A 13,736-nucleotide genomic window follows, 5' to 3' on the forward strand; every position below is an offset into this window, starting at 1 on the left:
CGTCAGCCGACAAAATGATCGCAGGCGCCCTGCCGGCTCACTCCGCGGCCATCAGAAAGCTCGTGCCGTGATGGGCGCGCGGGGGAATGTCGGGGAGGCCGATCGTCCGCCCGACCTCCTCGGTCGTCGGCTGGCGCCGGTAGGTCTCCACATAGCGGTCGAGCGCGGCGAGGCACTCGGCGATCGAACCGGAACCGACCGCCCGACAATCCTCGAAGGCGTGCGGGTCGGGGCGGAACCAGTGGGTGATGTAGCCGTCCTCGGTCCCGTTCAGGGTGAGCGTCAGGGCGAAGCGTCCCTCATGCCCGATGCGGGCGTGGGCCGCGCGCAGCCGGGACTGGACCTCTTCGATGGTCATGGCGCGTGCATCCTTCTTAAACATCAGGCGGCCTTTCGATCACGCGGCGTTGCGGAGCAGCCGGTCTTCCAGGCTGCGCGCCCATTCGGCGTCGCGGGCCAGCGATTCGACCAGCAGGCGGGCCGGGCCGGCGGAGTCCGCCGGGGTGTCGGGGCGGAGCAGCCCCGCCAGCCGCAGGGCCAGCGATTCCGCCTCCGCCTCGACCCAGCGGGCATACTGCTTCCGGCGTTCCGCCTCGTTCCAGTACCAGCGCGGAAGCTGGGGGTAGCTGCGCTCCATCTCGCCTTCCCAGGCACTCATGCGGAACAGGCCGCTTGGGGAACGTTCAGTGGTGCTGCTTGCGGGTGTCATTCAGGGCTTCTCCCTTCCACGCCGCACGAATGGCGTGGCTCAGGCGGCCTCCAGATCGCCGCCCTCTTCGTCTTGCTTCAGGATTTCCGCCTTCTTCTGGGCGAACAGGCTGGTGATGCGGTGCTGGGCCGTGCGGTCCACCGTGCCGATCTCGCGCAGGCGGGTGCCGGCGCCGGTGCGCCACAGCTCCTCCAGGTCGTCCAGGTCCAGACAGGCGCCGAGCCGCTTGCGGATCTCCTCCTCGAAGGCGGCGATGGCGGCCGGCTGCAGGTCCGGGTTGGACTTGGCGGCGTAGAAGGCCTCGGCCTCCTCCCGGTACTTGCTGTCGTCGAACTGGCCCATATGGACGTCGGCGGCGAGGCCGAGCTGGACGAGGCATTTGCCCACCGCGTCGGTCATCGACATCTTGAAGCACTCGTCGTCGGGCGCCTCGATGCCGTTGCGGCGGCGGACCATCTCCGTGCCGCCCCACTGCGGCCCGGTCCAGCACTTCTCGCCCGTCTCGGGGTCGAGATACCAGACGCGGGCACAGATGAAGACCATGCGTTCGGCGATGGTCCAATCCATCTGCTCATAGCCCCAGCCCTTGCCGACCGGACCGAACACCTCGGTCATCATCATCAGGCGCCAGGTCGGGTCGATCTGCGTGCCGCGGAAGCCGCCGGAGCGGGTGAAGGGCTTGGTCGCCTTCGGGTCGGTCCGCTTCAGCCGGTTCCACAAATGCATGGGGTCCGGGGCGCCGGGCCCTGCGGTGGCGGTCTGGGAACCCGCGACCTTCGGAGCGGCCGTGCTGACGGTCTTCTCGGTTTCGGCAACGGTGTCGGTCTTGCTCATGCGTCCCATGGTCGTCGGGTTCCCCTTTTGATCAGTAGCGTTCGTCTCTCCCCTCACCCCAGCCGCCGCTGAGCACAGCGTCCAGGCTCGGGTCAGGGGACGGATCGGCCGTGGCGGGCCGCCACGGTTCGGCGGTGTCGAGCGCCCGCCGGGGCGGCGCGCCGTAGCGCAACGACAGGCGTCCCTCGCGGTCACGGGCGAGGTAAAGGCCGCGGCCCGGCTCCTCCCCGGCCACAAAGGCGATGCGCGCATCGGCGGGCATCAGCGCCTTCAGGGCGGCCTCCGCCTCGCGGGCGGCGAGCGCGGCGGCGCGGCGGTCCACCAGCTCCGCCGCCAGAGCGGCGAAGCGGTTGTGCCGGGCCATGTCGACCACCCGGCGGGTTTCGTAGGCTGGCGCCTCGGCGGCCAGCGGGTCGCCGGGTTCCACGTCGTTGGCGACATGCCACCAAAAGGCGTCCAGCGTCTCCATCAGATGCCCGCAATCCGCCTCCCGCCGCGGCACGCGGACGAGCGCGTGGCCGGTGGGGCGCAGGATGGACAGCATCGCCCGGTCCAGCCCGGTGACCACCAGCTGGTGCTGGACCTGCCAGTGGTAGCGTTGGGCCAGTTCCGCATCCGTCTGGAAGCCACCGGTGAATTTCGCCTCCACCAGCGTGTCCGGCTCACCGGCGTCCGTGTCGCCCTCCCAGGTCAGGAAGTCCGGGTGGGCGACCATCCAGTCATGCTCCGGATGGACCCAGGTGCGTTCCGCCGGCACGCAGGGAAGGCCGGTGGCCTTCTCCACGAAGCGGGGGTGCAGATGCTCGGTCGCGATGCCGATCTGCACCGCGGCGACGAGGTCCAGGTCGGCCGGCGCCGACCGCCCCGTCTTCTCGCGCCACAGGTTCAGCCAGTCGCCCGCCATGATGCGGGTGGCGTCGGAAGACCCGATACGCCCTGCCCGCGCGGCGCGCTGCGCGTCCGTAATCGCCATTCCCCTGCCGGCCCCCAGCCGTTTCGGTGCGTCTCTGGCTTCGCGTCGATGCGTCTTCGCAGCGTCATTGCCGTTAACCATAAACTGTGTCGTGAATATGGGCTGCGAACACGCAGGATTCAAGAACAAAAAGAGAACCTGCGGCTTGGCCGTAGGATCGAATCTTCGAACCTTTTCAAAAAACTAAGTAGAATGCAGCGCAGCCGCGGTCCCGCTGTGGCCGAGTCGGGCGACTCGGCACAGATGGGTATGGATTCGTGGTGTCAAAGGGGTCGGCGGAAAAGAATTTCACCGCCGAAATTGGCGGCTTTTCTTCCAGATTCCCGGCAAATACGCGCGATCAGGCGCGCAGGCAACGCGTTATGTGAACCGCGACACCAGCGACGTTGGCGCGCTCGATGGGCGTCGGGCGGCAGCCGGGGTCTGTGCTGACCGGCAGCAGATGGGGCGGGAAGAAGCGGTAGCCGCACACCGTTCCGTCGCCCACCGTAACCACCACGTCGCCGGTCTGCGGGGCCAACACGTCCAGCGGTTCCAGCACCACACAGTCGTCCGGCAGGACGCCGGCCGCGTTCAGGCTGGAGGAGGCGATGGTCAGCGCGAAGGCGCGGCGCGAGGCTGGTCGGTCCAGGGCAATGCCCCGTGCGCCGCCCGTCAGGGCCGCGGCGATGAAGGCTTCCCCGGCCCTCCGCCCCAACTCCAGAAAGTCCCGCACCTGCTCGACCGACAGCAGCGGCACCCGTGCCACGGCCGGATAGGCGGCATCATCGAGGAAGCGCGGCTCGGAGCCGGCGACACGGGCCAAGCGGCCCAGGGTTTCGGCGCTGGGAACGCTGCCCCGCGCCGGGTCGCGCAGGAAGCGCGTGATGTTGGTCGGCGTGACCTCGGCCAGCCGCGCCCAGGCCCCGGCACTCCAGCCCTGGGCTTCCATCACGCCGGTCATCCAGCGCAGGATCGCCCGCCGTGTGTCGTCCATGCCGCCGTCCTCCCCGCCGAAAGAGCGCCCTTATAAGAGAGAACGTTGAAGGAACGCGCAAGGTTTCTTCGCTTATGTCGCAATTTCGCCGAGGATGCGCTGCGATTTCGCAGTATCGCATCGGACTCTCCTTTCCTCCGGCTGCGCCCTTTCCCCACCCATTGCGATGCGCCGTGCGCGCCGCCATCTGGAGGGCGCGAAACCACATCCGGAGGAACCGATGATCGTCACCAGCACCGACACCGTCGAAGGCCGTCCCGTCACCCAGTATCTCGGCATGGTCGCGGGTGAGGCGATTCTCGGCGTGAACATGTTCCGCGACCTATTTTCCGGCATCCGCGACATCGTCGGCGGCCGGGCCGGCGGCTATCAGAACGCTCTGCGCGACGCTCGCGAAGCCGCCTTCGCCGATCTGCAGGACGCCGCGCGGGCGCTGGGCGCTGACGCCATCGTCGGCGTTGACATCGATTACGAGGTGCTGGGCAAGGAGAACGGCATGCTGATGGTCTCCATCAACGGAACCGCCGTCCGGCTGGGCTGAGTTCTCCCAATCGTTTAGGCCGATTGCCCGCCTGGACGGGCGGGCGCACCCCCTTACACTCCCTCCCCGCATCGATAGGGACCTGAGAAACGGGAGGGACGACATGCGTTCTCTGGCGAAACGGCTCGGCGGCCTGGCCCTGGCCGCCGCGCTTTTCTGCGCGGCGCCGGCCCTGGCCTTCGAAGGCCTCGTGGAGAAGAAGGTGTTCGAGATGCCGTCCTACACCACGGTGGGAGGCGGCACGATCAAGAACGTCCGGATCGGCTGGGAAAGCTACGGCAAGCTGAACGACGCCAGGGACAACGTCATCCTCGTCACTCATTTCTTCAGCGGCAACAGCCACGCCGCTGGAAAATACAAGATGGAGGACCCGGCTCCCGGCTATTGGGATTCCATCATCGGGCCGGGCAAGCCGCTCGACACCGACAAATATTTCATCATCAGCTCCGACACGCTGGTGAACCTGTCGCCCAAGGACCCGACCGTCGTCACCACCGGCCCGGCCAGCGTCAACCCGGACACCGGAAAGCCCTACGGCATGGGTTTCCCGGTCGTCACCATCCGTGATTTCGTCAATGTACAGAAGGCTTTGCTGGACAGTCTCGATGTGAAGTCTCTGCATGCGGTGATGGGCGGGTCCATGGGATCGCTCCAGGCGCTGGAATGGGGGGCCGCCCATCCGGAAATGGTCAAGCGCGTCGTCGCGGTGATCGGCGGGGCCGAGGCCGACCCGTTCCTGATCGGCTGGCTGAATCTGTGGGCGGCCCCGATCCGCGTCGATCCGAACTGGCAGGGCGGCGATTATTACGGCAAGGCGGAGCCCAAGGCCGGGCTGACCGAAGCGCTGAAGCTGGTGACCCTGCACGCCCGCCACTGGAAATGGGCCGATGCCACCTTCGGCCGCGGTTGGGCGGAGGACGGCAAGGACCCCGCCGTCAGCATGAACAACCAGTACGCCATCGAAGCGTGGCTGGACAAAGCGGCGGCGGCCCGCGCCGCGGTCAGCGACGCCAACCACTTCCTGTATCTGGTGAAGGCCAACCAGACCTTCCTGGTGGGCGGCGGCGGGTCGCTGGACGAAGGTCTGGCGAAGATCAAGGCGCCGGTCCTGCTGATCCCCTCTGACGACGACCTTGTCTTCCCGCCGGAACGCGCCATGCACCCGCTGAAGGAGCGTCTGGAGAAGCAGGGCGTCGCGGTCACCTACACCGATGCGATCACCACCAGCCTCGGCCATCTCGACGGCATTGCCAACATCGCCAAGGCGGGGGACACCATAACGTCCTTCATGGCGAAGTAACGATCCATGCCACCCCGCCGGGTTATGCCCTCGGCGGGGCCCTTCTTCCGTTTTTCATCAGGGGCCGACGTAGAGCGGCATCAGCTTGGCCTGATCGCCGACGTAGACGTTGCATCGGCTGTCCTGGGCGTCGAAGAAATACACCTGACCGGTCTTCCGCTTGTTCTGCGGGTCGGACAGATTCGCACCGCCGGAGAAGGCCACGCCATAACGTTTGTCCGGCGTCCGCGCCCAGTAGAAGCCGTCCATCTCCTGCCCGAAGGCGCCGCGCTGGCACAGGCGCGACAGTGCGGCGTCGTAGCGGGTCAGTCCATCCAATCCCTTCGGCAGGTTGTAGACCGCCTGGCTGCGCACATAGCGGAGACGGGGGGGAATGACGTCCTGGGGAAGGGAGGAGCGATTCAAAGCGCGCAGATGGTTGGGATCGGTCCGCTCGACCCGCATCGGGTCCGCCGCCGCCGGCGCAGCCAGCAACGCAAGCAACAGCGGAACGGCGGCGACGGCTTTCATGGGCAGAGCGGAGAAAAGGCCAAGGGCGACAAGACCATAGCACGGATTGCCCGCCGGTGGGGAACGGTCGCCGGCGAATGGGACGATGATGGGTAAAGAAATTGTTTTTAATCAGTTGATTGGAGTTGGTTTCTCAGATGATCAATCAAGAAGCGCGATCGCCTCCACTCCTCAAGCGGAAATTCATAAAAATCTTCCAAGCGACTGAATTATAGTGACTTCATATCCGCTCCCCCTTGCCGTCCAGATAGCCGGTGATCGTCGCCAGGAAGTCCCTCGGCTGGATCGGCTTGGGCACATGCCCGTCAAACCCGGCGCGGGAGAAGCGCAGCATGTCCGTGGGCGTGGACAGGTTGGTGACGGCAACGACCAGCGTGCGCGCCAACGCCCGGTCGGCGCGGATCATCCGGACCAGCTCGACGCCGGACAGGCCCGGCATCACCACGTCCATGATCACCAGATCGGGCTTCAGCGTACGCATCAGGTCCAGGACGCCACGCGGGTCGTCCGTCTCGGTGACACGGTGGCCGCCCTCCTCCAGGCAACGAACCAGCAGTTTGCGCATCAGTGCGTTGTCATCAACGACGAGGATGGTCCGCGTCCTGTCCAACGAATGGGAATCCATAGCGTCCGCTCCGCTCGTCAGGGCGTCTTGCCGGTGCCGGCGGATGAAGCGTCCGTCAGCCACCAGGAATCAAACGAGATGGAATAAGGCGGCACGGTGTCGGGGCGCTTCAAGCGGCTCCAATAGGCCACGCGGTAGACGCCGGAGTACCAATGCGGCACCACGTAATGGTTCCACAGCAGCACCCGGTCCAGGGCTGACACCGCGGCCTTCAGATCCTCCTGGCTGTTGGCGCGGACGATCTCGCCGATCAGATGATCGACTGCCTCGCTGCGCACCCCGGCCATGTTCTGGCTTCCCGGACGGTCGGCGAATGCCGAACCCCAATAGCCGGTCTGCTCGTTCCCCGGCGACAGGGACTGCGGCCAGACATGGACCACCATGTCGAAATCGAAGTCGCGCGTGCGGTTCTCGTACTGGGTCGTGTCCACCGTGCGGATACTGGCACGGATTCCCAGACGCTTCAGATTTTCGATGAAGGGCAGCGTGACCCGCTCGAAGGTCGGGCTGTCCAGAAGGATTTCGAAGTCCAGCGGCTTGCCGGTCGCGACGTCGACCCGCACCCCGTTGCGCACGTCGGTTCCCGCCTCGTCGAGCAGCCGCTTGGCCTCCAGCAGATTGCGGCGCAGGCCGTTCTGGCCCTCCGTGCTGGGCGGGTGGTAGGTCTTCTCGAAGACCTCGGCGGGAATTTTCCCGCGCAGCGGCTCCAGGATTGCCAGTTCACGGCCCTGCGGCAGGTCCCTGGACTGGAGCGGCGAGTTCTCGAAATAGCTCTCCGTCCGTTTGTAGGCGCCGTAGAACAGGGTCTGGTTCGTCCATTCGAAGTCGAAGGCGTAGGCGATGGCCTGGCGCACCTTGGGATTCGCGAAGACCGGGCGGCGCGTGTTGAACACGAACCCCTGCATGCCCGCCGGCACCTCGTTGGCGATTTCTTCCTTCACCACCTTGCCGTCGCGCACCCCGTCGAAGTCGTAGCCTGTGGCCCAGGTCTTGGCGACGTTCTCCTGGCGGAAGTCGTACAGCCCGCCGCGGAAGGCCTGCAGGGCGACGCTGGCGTCCCGGTAATACTCGTAGGCCATGGCGCCGAAATTGTTCCGCCCGACATTCACCGGAAGGTCCTTGCCCCAATAGTCGGCGACCCGCTCATAGGTGATGCCGCGGCCCGGATCGAAGGACGCGATGCGGTAGGGACCGCTGCCCAGCGGCGGCTCCAGCGTGGTCGACTGGAAGTCCTTGCCCTCCCAATAATGCTTCGGCAGCACCGGCAACTGGCCGACGATCATCGGAAGCTCGCGGTTGTCGCCCGGCTTGAAGGTGAAGCGGACGCGGCGCTCTCCGTCCGCCTCGACCTTCTCCACGGCGCCGTAATAGCTGCGGTAGAAGGGATGGCTCTCCGTCAGGATGGTGAAGGAGAACACCACGTCATCCGCGGTGACCGGCTTTCCGTCGTGCCACCGCGCGCCGGAGCGCAGATTGAAGGTGATGGAGGAGCGGTCCTCCGGCATCTCCACGCTTTCGGCGAGCAGGCCGTATTCGGTGAAGGCCTCGTCCGCCGACCCGGTCATCAGCGTGTCGTAGATCAGCGTCGCCCCCGCCGCGGGCACGCCGCGCAACGTGAAGGGGTTCAGCGTGTCGAAGGAGCCGATGGCCTGAAGGGTCACCTTCCCACCCTTCGGGGCGTCCGGGTTGACGTAATCGAAATGCCGGAAGTCCGGCCCGTATTTCGGCTCGCCGTACAGCGCCATGCCGTGCCGCGCCATGCCGTTCTGTGTCTGCGCGCCCGCCGGTCCGGCCACGGCGGCGGCGATCAGCCCCATCAACAGTCCAGCGGCCACACGGCGCATGCCCCATCCTCCCATCGTTCGATCCAGGGCGTTCGGCCCCGGTTCCGCTCTGATAACATGTGGGTGGGGTGAAGCGGTGCAAAACCCCCTTCCCCACCCCGCGGCATCGCGCCCCGTGATTTGCTCTGGTGTCCCGGCGGGCTTGCGGTCATGGTTTTCGGCAATCCGCGCGGCCAAGCGCGATCAGCATGGAGGGTTCTTCGACCGTGTCCGCCGAATTCACCGTCTACGGCAATTTCAACTCGCAGCCCGCCACCCGCGTCGTCCTGTTCCTGTCGATGGCCGGCGTGCCCTACGCCTACCGCCATGTCGACCTGCGCGGCGGCCAGCAGAAGTCCGCGGACTATCTCGCCATCAACCGCTTCGGCCGGGTGCCGACCCTGGTCCATGGCGACCTCAGCATTTCCGAATCGGGTGTCATCCTGACCTATCTGGCGGAGAAGACCGGCCGCTTCGGCGGGCGGGACGAGGCGGAGAGGATCAAGCTGGCGGAGTGGCTGTCCTGGCTGGCCGACGTGCTGCTGCCGGTCCAGCGCGCCCGCGCGGTGCGCAAGTTCCACGGCGACGCCAACGCCCTGCCGTGGATCGACGCCGCGGCGGCCGGCGGGCTTGCCCAGTTCGACCGCCATCTGGCGGGGCGGACCTTCATCGAGGGCGAGCGGCTCAGCATCGCCGACATCTTCGCCTTCCCGTGGATCGACCTCGTGGAGGAGTCGAACATCGACATTGCCACCTACCCCAACGTCCAGGCGTGGCACGCCCGCATGCTGGCCCAGCCCGGCGCCAAGCGCCAGATGGCGCTGATGCCGCAGCAGGACGTCGGCTGATCCCAAAGGAAAAGGCCCCCACCCGCGATGCGGATGGGGGCCTTTCTTTAAGCGGACGCTCTTACTTCTTGGTGCCGGCCGTCGCCGCGAAGCTGTCGTAGGGCAGCTCGGCGACGCGGAACCACAGCTGGGTCTCGTCCAGGAACGGCTTCCAGCTCTCGTAGATCGTCTTGAAGTTCGGGTTGGTGCTCGCCAGCTCGTCGTAATACTCGAAGGCGATCTTGTGCGCCTGCTCCATCAGGTCGCGCGGGTAGGCGCGCAGGATGGTGCCCTTGGCAACCAGACGCTTCAGAGCCTTGGCGTTTTCCGAATCGTAGCGGGCGATCATGTAGGTGTTCGCCTCGGCGCAGGCGGCCGTCAGGATCGACTGATAGGCCTTGGGGAGCTTCTCCCACTCCTGCAGGTTGACGTAGAGCGAGACGTTCGGCCCGCCTTCCCACCAGCCCGGGTAGTAGTAGTACTTGGCGACCTGATGGAAGCCGAGACGCTCGTCGTCGTAGGGGCCGACGAACTCGGTCGCGTCGATGGTGCCCTTCTCCAGCGCCGGATAGACGTCCGCGCCGGCGATCTGGGTCGGGGTGGCGCCCATCTTCGACATGATCTGGCCGGTGATGCCGGCGATGCGGATCTTCAGGCCCTGGAAGTCCGCAGCGGTCTTGATTTCCTTGCGGTACCAGCCGCCCATCTGGGCGCCGGTGTTGCCCGCCGGGAACTGGATGACGTTGTGGCTCTTCATGAAGGCGCGCATCAGGTCGAGGCCGCCGGCCTGGAACCAGGCGGTGGTCTGGCGCGCGTTCGGGCCGAACGGAATGGCCGTGTCGAAGGCGAAGGTCGGGTCCTTGCCGACATAATAATAGCCACAGGTGTGGCCGCACTGGACCGAGCCGTTCTGCACGGCGTCGAGCACCTGGAGGCCGGGCACCAGCTCACCACCCGGGAAGGCGCGGATCTGGAACTTGCCGTCCGTGCTCTCGGCGACGCGGCGGGCGATCAGCTCCGACGCGCCGAACAGGATGTCGGTGCTCTTCGGGAAGCTCGACGCCAGGCGCCACTGGATTTCCGGCTGCGACTGCGCAATGGCCGGCGCGGCCACGCCGGCCACCGCCAGCCCCGCACCCGCGGCCGCAGCGCCCGCACCCGCCGACTTCAGAAACGCACGTCTTTTCACGATTCTTCTCCCGTGGACTCCGCCTTCCCTTTTCGTTTCAAGCGGCCCGTCGGACCACTTGTTGCGAGGGAATTTTCACAACTGTAACAAAGCAGCGTTTTCGTTCCGATTCATCGCACAAATGCGCATGACAGGTCTACCCTGGTCCTACGGATTAGGCGACCGCTTCAGCCGCGCCGCCCCAGGAAGGCGGAGAGCGGCGGCAGGACCAGCGTCCGCCCGTCCGCGCTGACCTCGGGAACAGGCGCGCCCGGCGGTCGCGGCAGGTCAAGCGCCGCCATCGGCGGCTTGCGCTTCAACGCGTATTCCGCCGGCTGGTCGGACAGGTTGAAGACGGCCAGAAGCTCTTCGCCCTCCGCCGTGCGCTCGAAGGCCAGGACGCTGCCGGCCTCCTCCACCGCCGCCACGCCGCCTTGGCGCAGCGCCGGATGACGGCGGCGCAGGCGCAGGGCGTCCCGCCAGACGTCCAGCGGGCTGCCGGTACGCCGCTCCTGCGCGTCCACCGCCAGGGCATGGTGGGATTCCGCCACCGGCAACCACGTCTCGACAGCGCTGGAGAAACCGGCGTTGGCGGCGCCGGACCGCCAGGGCATCGGCGTGCGGCTGCCGTCGCGCCCCTGGAAGTCGGGCCAATAGGCGATGCCGAAGGGGTCGCGCAGGTCCTCCGGCTCCAGCGCCGCGTTGGGCAGCGCCAGCTCCTCCCCCTGGTAGAGGCAGACGGTGCCGGGCAGCGTGGCGAACAGGGTGGCGAGCAGGGCGTTGAAGCGCTCCGGATCGGCGCCGGGCGGCAGCCAGCGGCTGGCGGCGCGCTCAACGTCGTGGTTGGAGAAGCTCCAGCAGATCGCCTCGGGCTGCGGCGTGCCGGTCAGCGCCCCGGCCAAGTTCTGCGCGGTGAAGGGCTGCTTGGCCAGCGACAGGGTGTAGGCGGCGTGCAGTCCCTGCGGCCCGCAGTAGGCGGCGATGCGCCGCGCCGCGCCCGGCTGGCTCGACAGCTCGCCCAGCAGCACCCGGTCGGGATAGCGGTCGACCACCGCGCGCAGCCGGCTCAGCACGGTATGAATGGCCGGGTGCATCATGTCGTAGAGATGCTGTTGCAGGGCGAACAGCTTGGCCGGCGGCTCCGCCCCGCTCCAGGCCCCCGCGGGGTTGGAGCGGAGCTGCGGGTCGTGGGCGAAGAAGTCCACCGCGTCGATGCGGAAGCCGTCCACCCCGCGCTCCAGCCAGAAGGCCGCGGTGTCGGCGAGCGCCTGGAGCACCGCCTCGTCGTGCAGGTTCAGAGCGGGCTGGCTGGACAGGAAATGGTGCAGGTAGTACTGGCGCCGCCGCGGCTCCCATGTCCAGGCAGGACCGCCGAACACCGACAGCCAGTTGTTGGGCGGCGTGCCGTCGGGGCGCGGGTCGGCCCAGACGTACCAGTCGGCGAACGCACCACCGCGCGACCGGCGGCTGTCGCTGAACCACGGGTGCGCGTCGGAGGTGTGGCCGCAGACCAGATCCAGGATCACCTTCAGCCCGTGGCCGTGCGCCGCCTTGATGATGCGGTCCACCGTCTCCAGCCGGCCCATGCGCGGGTCGACCGCCCGGTGGTCGGTGATGTCGTAGCCGAAGTCCTTCTGCGGCGACGGGTAGAAGGGGCTGATCCACACCCCCTGCACGCCGAGCGACGCCACATGGCCGAGGCCCTCCAGCACGCCGTCCAGATCGCCCCAGCCGTCACCGTTCCGGTCGAGGAAGCTGAGGGGATAGATCTGGTACAGCGCGGCACCGCGCAGCCACGAAGACGCCTGGGACATAAGGACCCTCCACAAGAGACTCGTGGAAAGGGTCCCCCCATAGCCCTAACGATCGGTTACCGAGCCGGTTTTGGTCACGGCTTCCGAGCGTCCGGCCATGGCGTCAGGCGCAGCCAGGGCGCCCAGGCCTGCCGCACGGCGTCGCTCCACATCCGCATCGGCGCCGTCCACAGGGCCAGCATCGGGTTGGCGTTGGCGAGGGCCGGGTTGAGCAGCGGGTTGGCCGAGGCCAGCAGCGCCGGCCCCATCATCCCGCGCAGCGCGTCGAAGGACGGCGTGGCGGTGATCTGGATGGCGATCGTCTCGGCCCCGCGCTCCGGGTCGTCCCGGTGCAGGATCTGGATGTCCAGGTTCGGCAGGGCGGCGGTCAGCTTGGTCTCTTCCATCGTCCTCTTCCCTTCGGTGCCGGCGGGCCACTTGGCCGGGGCCATGGTCGCCGAACGGCGCGCCCGCCGCAACCATGCAACCAAAACGCGGCGCCGATGTTTCCCGCTGGCAACCGATGGGGATTCCAGCATGGACGGAGTGACGGTCACCGATCCCCGCACCGACGCGGAAGAGGCCGCGGCCTGCGCCGGATTGACCTATGTCTGCGACGACGAGCCGGGCATCCGGCGACGCCGCGCCGGCAAGGGCTTCTCCTTCCGGTGGCCCGACGGCACGCGGGTGACCGAGGAGGACACGCTGGAGCGCATCCGCAAGCTGGCGATTCCCCCGGCCTATCGCGACGTCTGGATCTGCCCGGACCCGGACGGCCACCTCCAGGCCACGGGCCGCGACACGCGCGGGCGCAAGCAGTACCGCTACCATCCCCGCTGGACCGAGATGCGCGAGGGCACGAAGTTCGGGCGCATGCTCGATTTCTGCCGCGCCCTGCCGGCCATTCGCCGTCAGGTGGACGGCGACCTCGCCCGCCGCGGCCTGCCGCGGGAAAAGGTGCTGGCCGCCGTGGTCCGGCTGCTGGAAACCACGTTGATCCGCGTCGGCAACGAAAGCTACGCGCGGGAGAACAGCAGCTACGGCCTGACCACCCTGCGCGACGACCACGCCGACATCGAGGGGGCAGACATCCGCTTCACCTTCAAGGGCAAGTCCGGAAAGGAATGGAACGTCGCGCTGAAGGACCGCCGCCTTGCCCGCGTCGTCCGCGCCTGCCGCGACGTGCCGGGGGACGAGTTGTTCCAGTACATGGACCGCGACGGGCAGCGCCACGCCGTGAGTTCCGGCGACGTGAACGAGTATCTGCGCGCCGTCACCGGACAGGACTTTACCGCCAAGGACTTCCGCACCTGGGCGGGCACCGTCCTGGCCGCCATGGCGCTACGCGAGTTCGAAACCTTCGACAGCACCGCCAAGGCCAAGCGCAACGTCACCCACGCCATCGAGCAGGTGGCCGCCCGCCTCGGCAACACCGCCAGCGTCTGCCGCAAGAGCTACGTCCACCCCGAGATCCTGGACGCCTATCTGGAGGGCAACCTGCTGGACTCCCTGACCCGCGAGGTGGAGACCGAGCTGCGCGAGGAGCTTCCCGAGCTGGAGGCCGAGGAGGCCGCCGTTCTGGCGTTCCTGCGCGGCCGGCTGGAGCGCGAACGCCGATCCCGCGCCAGCGAGAGCCGGCGGCGGCGCGCGGCGTAGG

General features: G+C 67.5%; 16 protein-coding genes. 5 read left to right on the forward strand and 11 right to left on the reverse strand.

The window, feature by feature from the left end; translation table 11 throughout:
- Positions 1–37: 37 nt before the first annotated feature.
- From ACFPMG_RS08395 to ACFPMG_RS08415, 5 genes are all read right to left on the reverse strand, one after another.
- Positions 38–358, reverse strand: a complete 321-nt coding sequence (locus tag ACFPMG_RS08395) for a hypothetical protein (RefSeq protein ID WP_376994715.1) — start codon at positions 356–358, stop codon at positions 38–40.
- Positions 359–397: 39 nt separating this feature from the next.
- On the reverse strand, positions 398–709 hold the full coding sequence (locus ACFPMG_RS08400) for a hypothetical protein (RefSeq protein WP_041812243.1): 312 nt from the start codon (positions 707–709) through the stop codon (positions 398–400).
- A 39-nt stretch (positions 710–748) separates the two neighbouring features.
- A complete protein-coding gene (locus ACFPMG_RS08405) occupies positions 749–1,543 on the reverse strand; it encodes a hypothetical protein (RefSeq protein WP_376994717.1) in 795 nt (264 codons plus the stop codon).
- Positions 1,544–1,574: 31 nt separating this feature from the next.
- Positions 1,575–2,516, reverse strand: coding sequence for a YqaJ viral recombinase family protein (locus ACFPMG_RS08410; protein ID WP_376994718.1), 942 nt, complete (start codon positions 2,514–2,516; stop codon positions 1,575–1,577).
- Between the two features lie 340 nt (positions 2,517–2,856).
- Positions 2,857–3,492 (reverse strand): XRE family transcriptional regulator, encoded by a 636-nt coding sequence (locus ACFPMG_RS08415; RefSeq protein ID WP_376994719.1) that lies wholly within the window; start codon positions 3,490–3,492, stop codon positions 2,857–2,859.
- Between the two features lie 220 nt (positions 3,493–3,712).
- Here ACFPMG_RS08415 and ACFPMG_RS08420 point away from each other — a divergent pair, with 220 nt between their 5' ends.
- Positions 3,713–4,033, forward strand: a complete 321-nt coding sequence (locus tag ACFPMG_RS08420) for a heavy metal-binding domain-containing protein (protein ID WP_014197078.1) — start codon at positions 3,713–3,715, stop codon at positions 4,031–4,033.
- Positions 4,034–4,136: 103 nt separating this feature from the next.
- Positions 4,137–5,333 carry an E22 family MetX-like putative esterase gene (locus tag ACFPMG_RS08425; RefSeq protein WP_376994720.1) on the forward strand — a complete coding sequence of 399 codons (1,197 nt, stop codon included), beginning with the start codon at positions 4,137–4,139 and terminating at the stop codon, positions 5,331–5,333.
- A gap of 57 nt (positions 5,334–5,390) precedes the next feature.
- Here ACFPMG_RS08425 and ACFPMG_RS08430 read toward each other — a convergent pair whose 3' ends face one another.
- Positions 5,391–5,843 (reverse strand): hypothetical protein, encoded by a 453-nt coding sequence (locus ACFPMG_RS08430; RefSeq protein WP_376994721.1) that lies wholly within the window; start codon positions 5,841–5,843, stop codon positions 5,391–5,393.
- An 85-nt stretch (positions 5,844–5,928) separates the two neighbouring features.
- Between ACFPMG_RS08430 and ACFPMG_RS08435 the strand changes: the two genes are divergently transcribed.
- Positions 5,929–6,051 carry a hypothetical protein gene (locus ACFPMG_RS08435; protein ID WP_376994722.1) on the forward strand — a complete coding sequence of 41 codons (123 nt, stop codon included), beginning with the start codon at positions 5,929–5,931 and terminating at the stop codon, positions 6,049–6,051.
- Between the two features lie 12 nt (positions 6,052–6,063).
- On the opposite strand, the gene ACFPMG_RS08440 is transcribed toward ACFPMG_RS08435, so the two are convergent.
- Both ACFPMG_RS08440 and ACFPMG_RS08445 read right to left on the reverse strand, forming a co-directional pair.
- On the reverse strand, positions 6,064–6,468 hold the full coding sequence (locus tag ACFPMG_RS08440) for a response regulator (RefSeq protein ID WP_376994723.1): 405 nt from the start codon (positions 6,466–6,468) through the stop codon (positions 6,064–6,066).
- 17 nt (positions 6,469–6,485) lie between these two features.
- On the reverse strand, positions 6,486–8,312 hold the full coding sequence (locus ACFPMG_RS08445; protein ID WP_376994724.1) for an extracellular solute-binding protein: 1,827 nt from the start codon (positions 8,310–8,312) through the stop codon (positions 6,486–6,488).
- A gap of 206 nt (positions 8,313–8,518) precedes the next feature.
- Here ACFPMG_RS08445 and ACFPMG_RS08450 point away from each other — a divergent pair, with 206 nt between their 5' ends.
- The gene (locus ACFPMG_RS08450; RefSeq protein WP_376994725.1) at positions 8,519–9,139 is read left to right on the forward strand and encodes a glutathione S-transferase family protein; all 621 of its coding nucleotides are present in this window, start codon (positions 8,519–8,521) and stop codon (positions 9,137–9,139) included.
- Between the two features lie 61 nt (positions 9,140–9,200).
- Here the strand turns inward: ACFPMG_RS08450 and ACFPMG_RS08455 are convergent, their stop codons facing one another.
- From ACFPMG_RS08455 to ACFPMG_RS08465, 3 genes are all read right to left on the reverse strand, one after another.
- Positions 9,201–10,307 (reverse strand): TRAP transporter substrate-binding protein, encoded by a 1,107-nt coding sequence (locus ACFPMG_RS08455; protein WP_376994726.1) that lies wholly within the window; start codon positions 10,305–10,307, stop codon positions 9,201–9,203.
- Positions 10,308–10,474: 167 nt separating this feature from the next.
- Positions 10,475–12,100: an alpha-glucosidase family protein gene (locus ACFPMG_RS08460; protein WP_376994727.1), complete on the reverse strand. Its 1,626-nt coding sequence runs from the start codon at positions 12,098–12,100 to the stop codon at positions 10,475–10,477.
- Between the two features lie 74 nt (positions 12,101–12,174).
- The gene (locus ACFPMG_RS08465; RefSeq protein WP_376994728.1) at positions 12,175–12,486 is read right to left on the reverse strand and encodes a hypothetical protein; all 312 of its coding nucleotides are present in this window, start codon (positions 12,484–12,486) and stop codon (positions 12,175–12,177) included.
- Between the two features lie 130 nt (positions 12,487–12,616).
- On the opposite strand from ACFPMG_RS08465, the gene ACFPMG_RS08470 reads away from it, so the two are divergent.
- Complete coding sequence (locus tag ACFPMG_RS08470) at positions 12,617–13,735, forward strand: DNA topoisomerase IB (RefSeq protein ID WP_376994730.1); 1,119 nt, start codon at positions 12,617–12,619, stop codon at positions 13,733–13,735.
- The last annotated feature ends 1 nt before the right edge of the window (position 13,736 follow it).

It is taken from the genome of Azospirillum himalayense (assembly GCF_042657465.1).
Classification (GTDB): domain Bacteria; phylum Pseudomonadota; class Alphaproteobacteria; order Azospirillales; family Azospirillaceae; genus Azospirillum; species Azospirillum himalayense.

Bases quoted from the DNA above. Each gene is read 5' to 3' on its own strand.
- ACFPMG_RS08395 (WP_376994715.1), bottom strand. From the start codon at position 358: ATGACCATCGAAGAGGTCCAGTCCCGGCTGCGCGCGGCCCACGCCCGC.
- ACFPMG_RS08400 (WP_041812243.1), bottom strand. From the start codon at position 709: ATGACACCCGCAAGCAGCACCACTGAACGTTCCCCAAGCGGCCTGTTC.
- ACFPMG_RS08405 (WP_376994717.1), bottom strand. From the start codon at position 1,543: ATGAGCAAGACCGACACCGTTGCCGAAACCGAGAAGACCGTCAGCACG.
- ACFPMG_RS08410 (WP_376994718.1), bottom strand. From the start codon at position 2,516: ATGGCGATTACGGACGCGCAGCGCGCCGCGCGGGCAGGGCGTATCGGG.
- ACFPMG_RS08415 (WP_376994719.1), bottom strand. From the start codon at position 3,492: ATGGACGACACACGGCGGGCGATCCTGCGCTGGATGACCGGCGTGATG.
- ACFPMG_RS08420 (WP_014197078.1), top strand. From the start codon at position 3,713: ATGATCGTCACCAGCACCGACACCGTCGAAGGCCGTCCCGTCACCCAG.
- ACFPMG_RS08425 (WP_376994720.1), top strand. From the start codon at position 4,137: ATGCGTTCTCTGGCGAAACGGCTCGGCGGCCTGGCCCTGGCCGCCGCG.
- ACFPMG_RS08430 (WP_376994721.1), bottom strand. From the start codon at position 5,843: ATGAAAGCCGTCGCCGCCGTTCCGCTGTTGCTTGCGTTGCTGGCTGCG.
- ACFPMG_RS08435 (WP_376994722.1), top strand. From the start codon at position 5,929: ATGATGGGTAAAGAAATTGTTTTTAATCAGTTGATTGGAGTTGGTTTC.
- ACFPMG_RS08440 (WP_376994723.1), bottom strand. From the start codon at position 6,468: ATGGATTCCCATTCGTTGGACAGGACGCGGACCATCCTCGTCGTTGAT.
- ACFPMG_RS08445 (WP_376994724.1), bottom strand. From the start codon at position 8,312: ATGCGCCGTGTGGCCGCTGGACTGTTGATGGGGCTGATCGCCGCCGCC.
- ACFPMG_RS08460 (WP_376994727.1), bottom strand. From the start codon at position 12,100: ATGTCCCAGGCGTCTTCGTGGCTGCGCGGTGCCGCGCTGTACCAGATC.
- ACFPMG_RS08465 (WP_376994728.1), bottom strand. From the start codon at position 12,486: ATGGAAGAGACCAAGCTGACCGCCGCCCTGCCGAACCTGGACATCCAG.
- ACFPMG_RS08470 (WP_376994730.1), top strand. From the start codon at position 12,617: ATGGACGGAGTGACGGTCACCGATCCCCGCACCGACGCGGAAGAGGCC.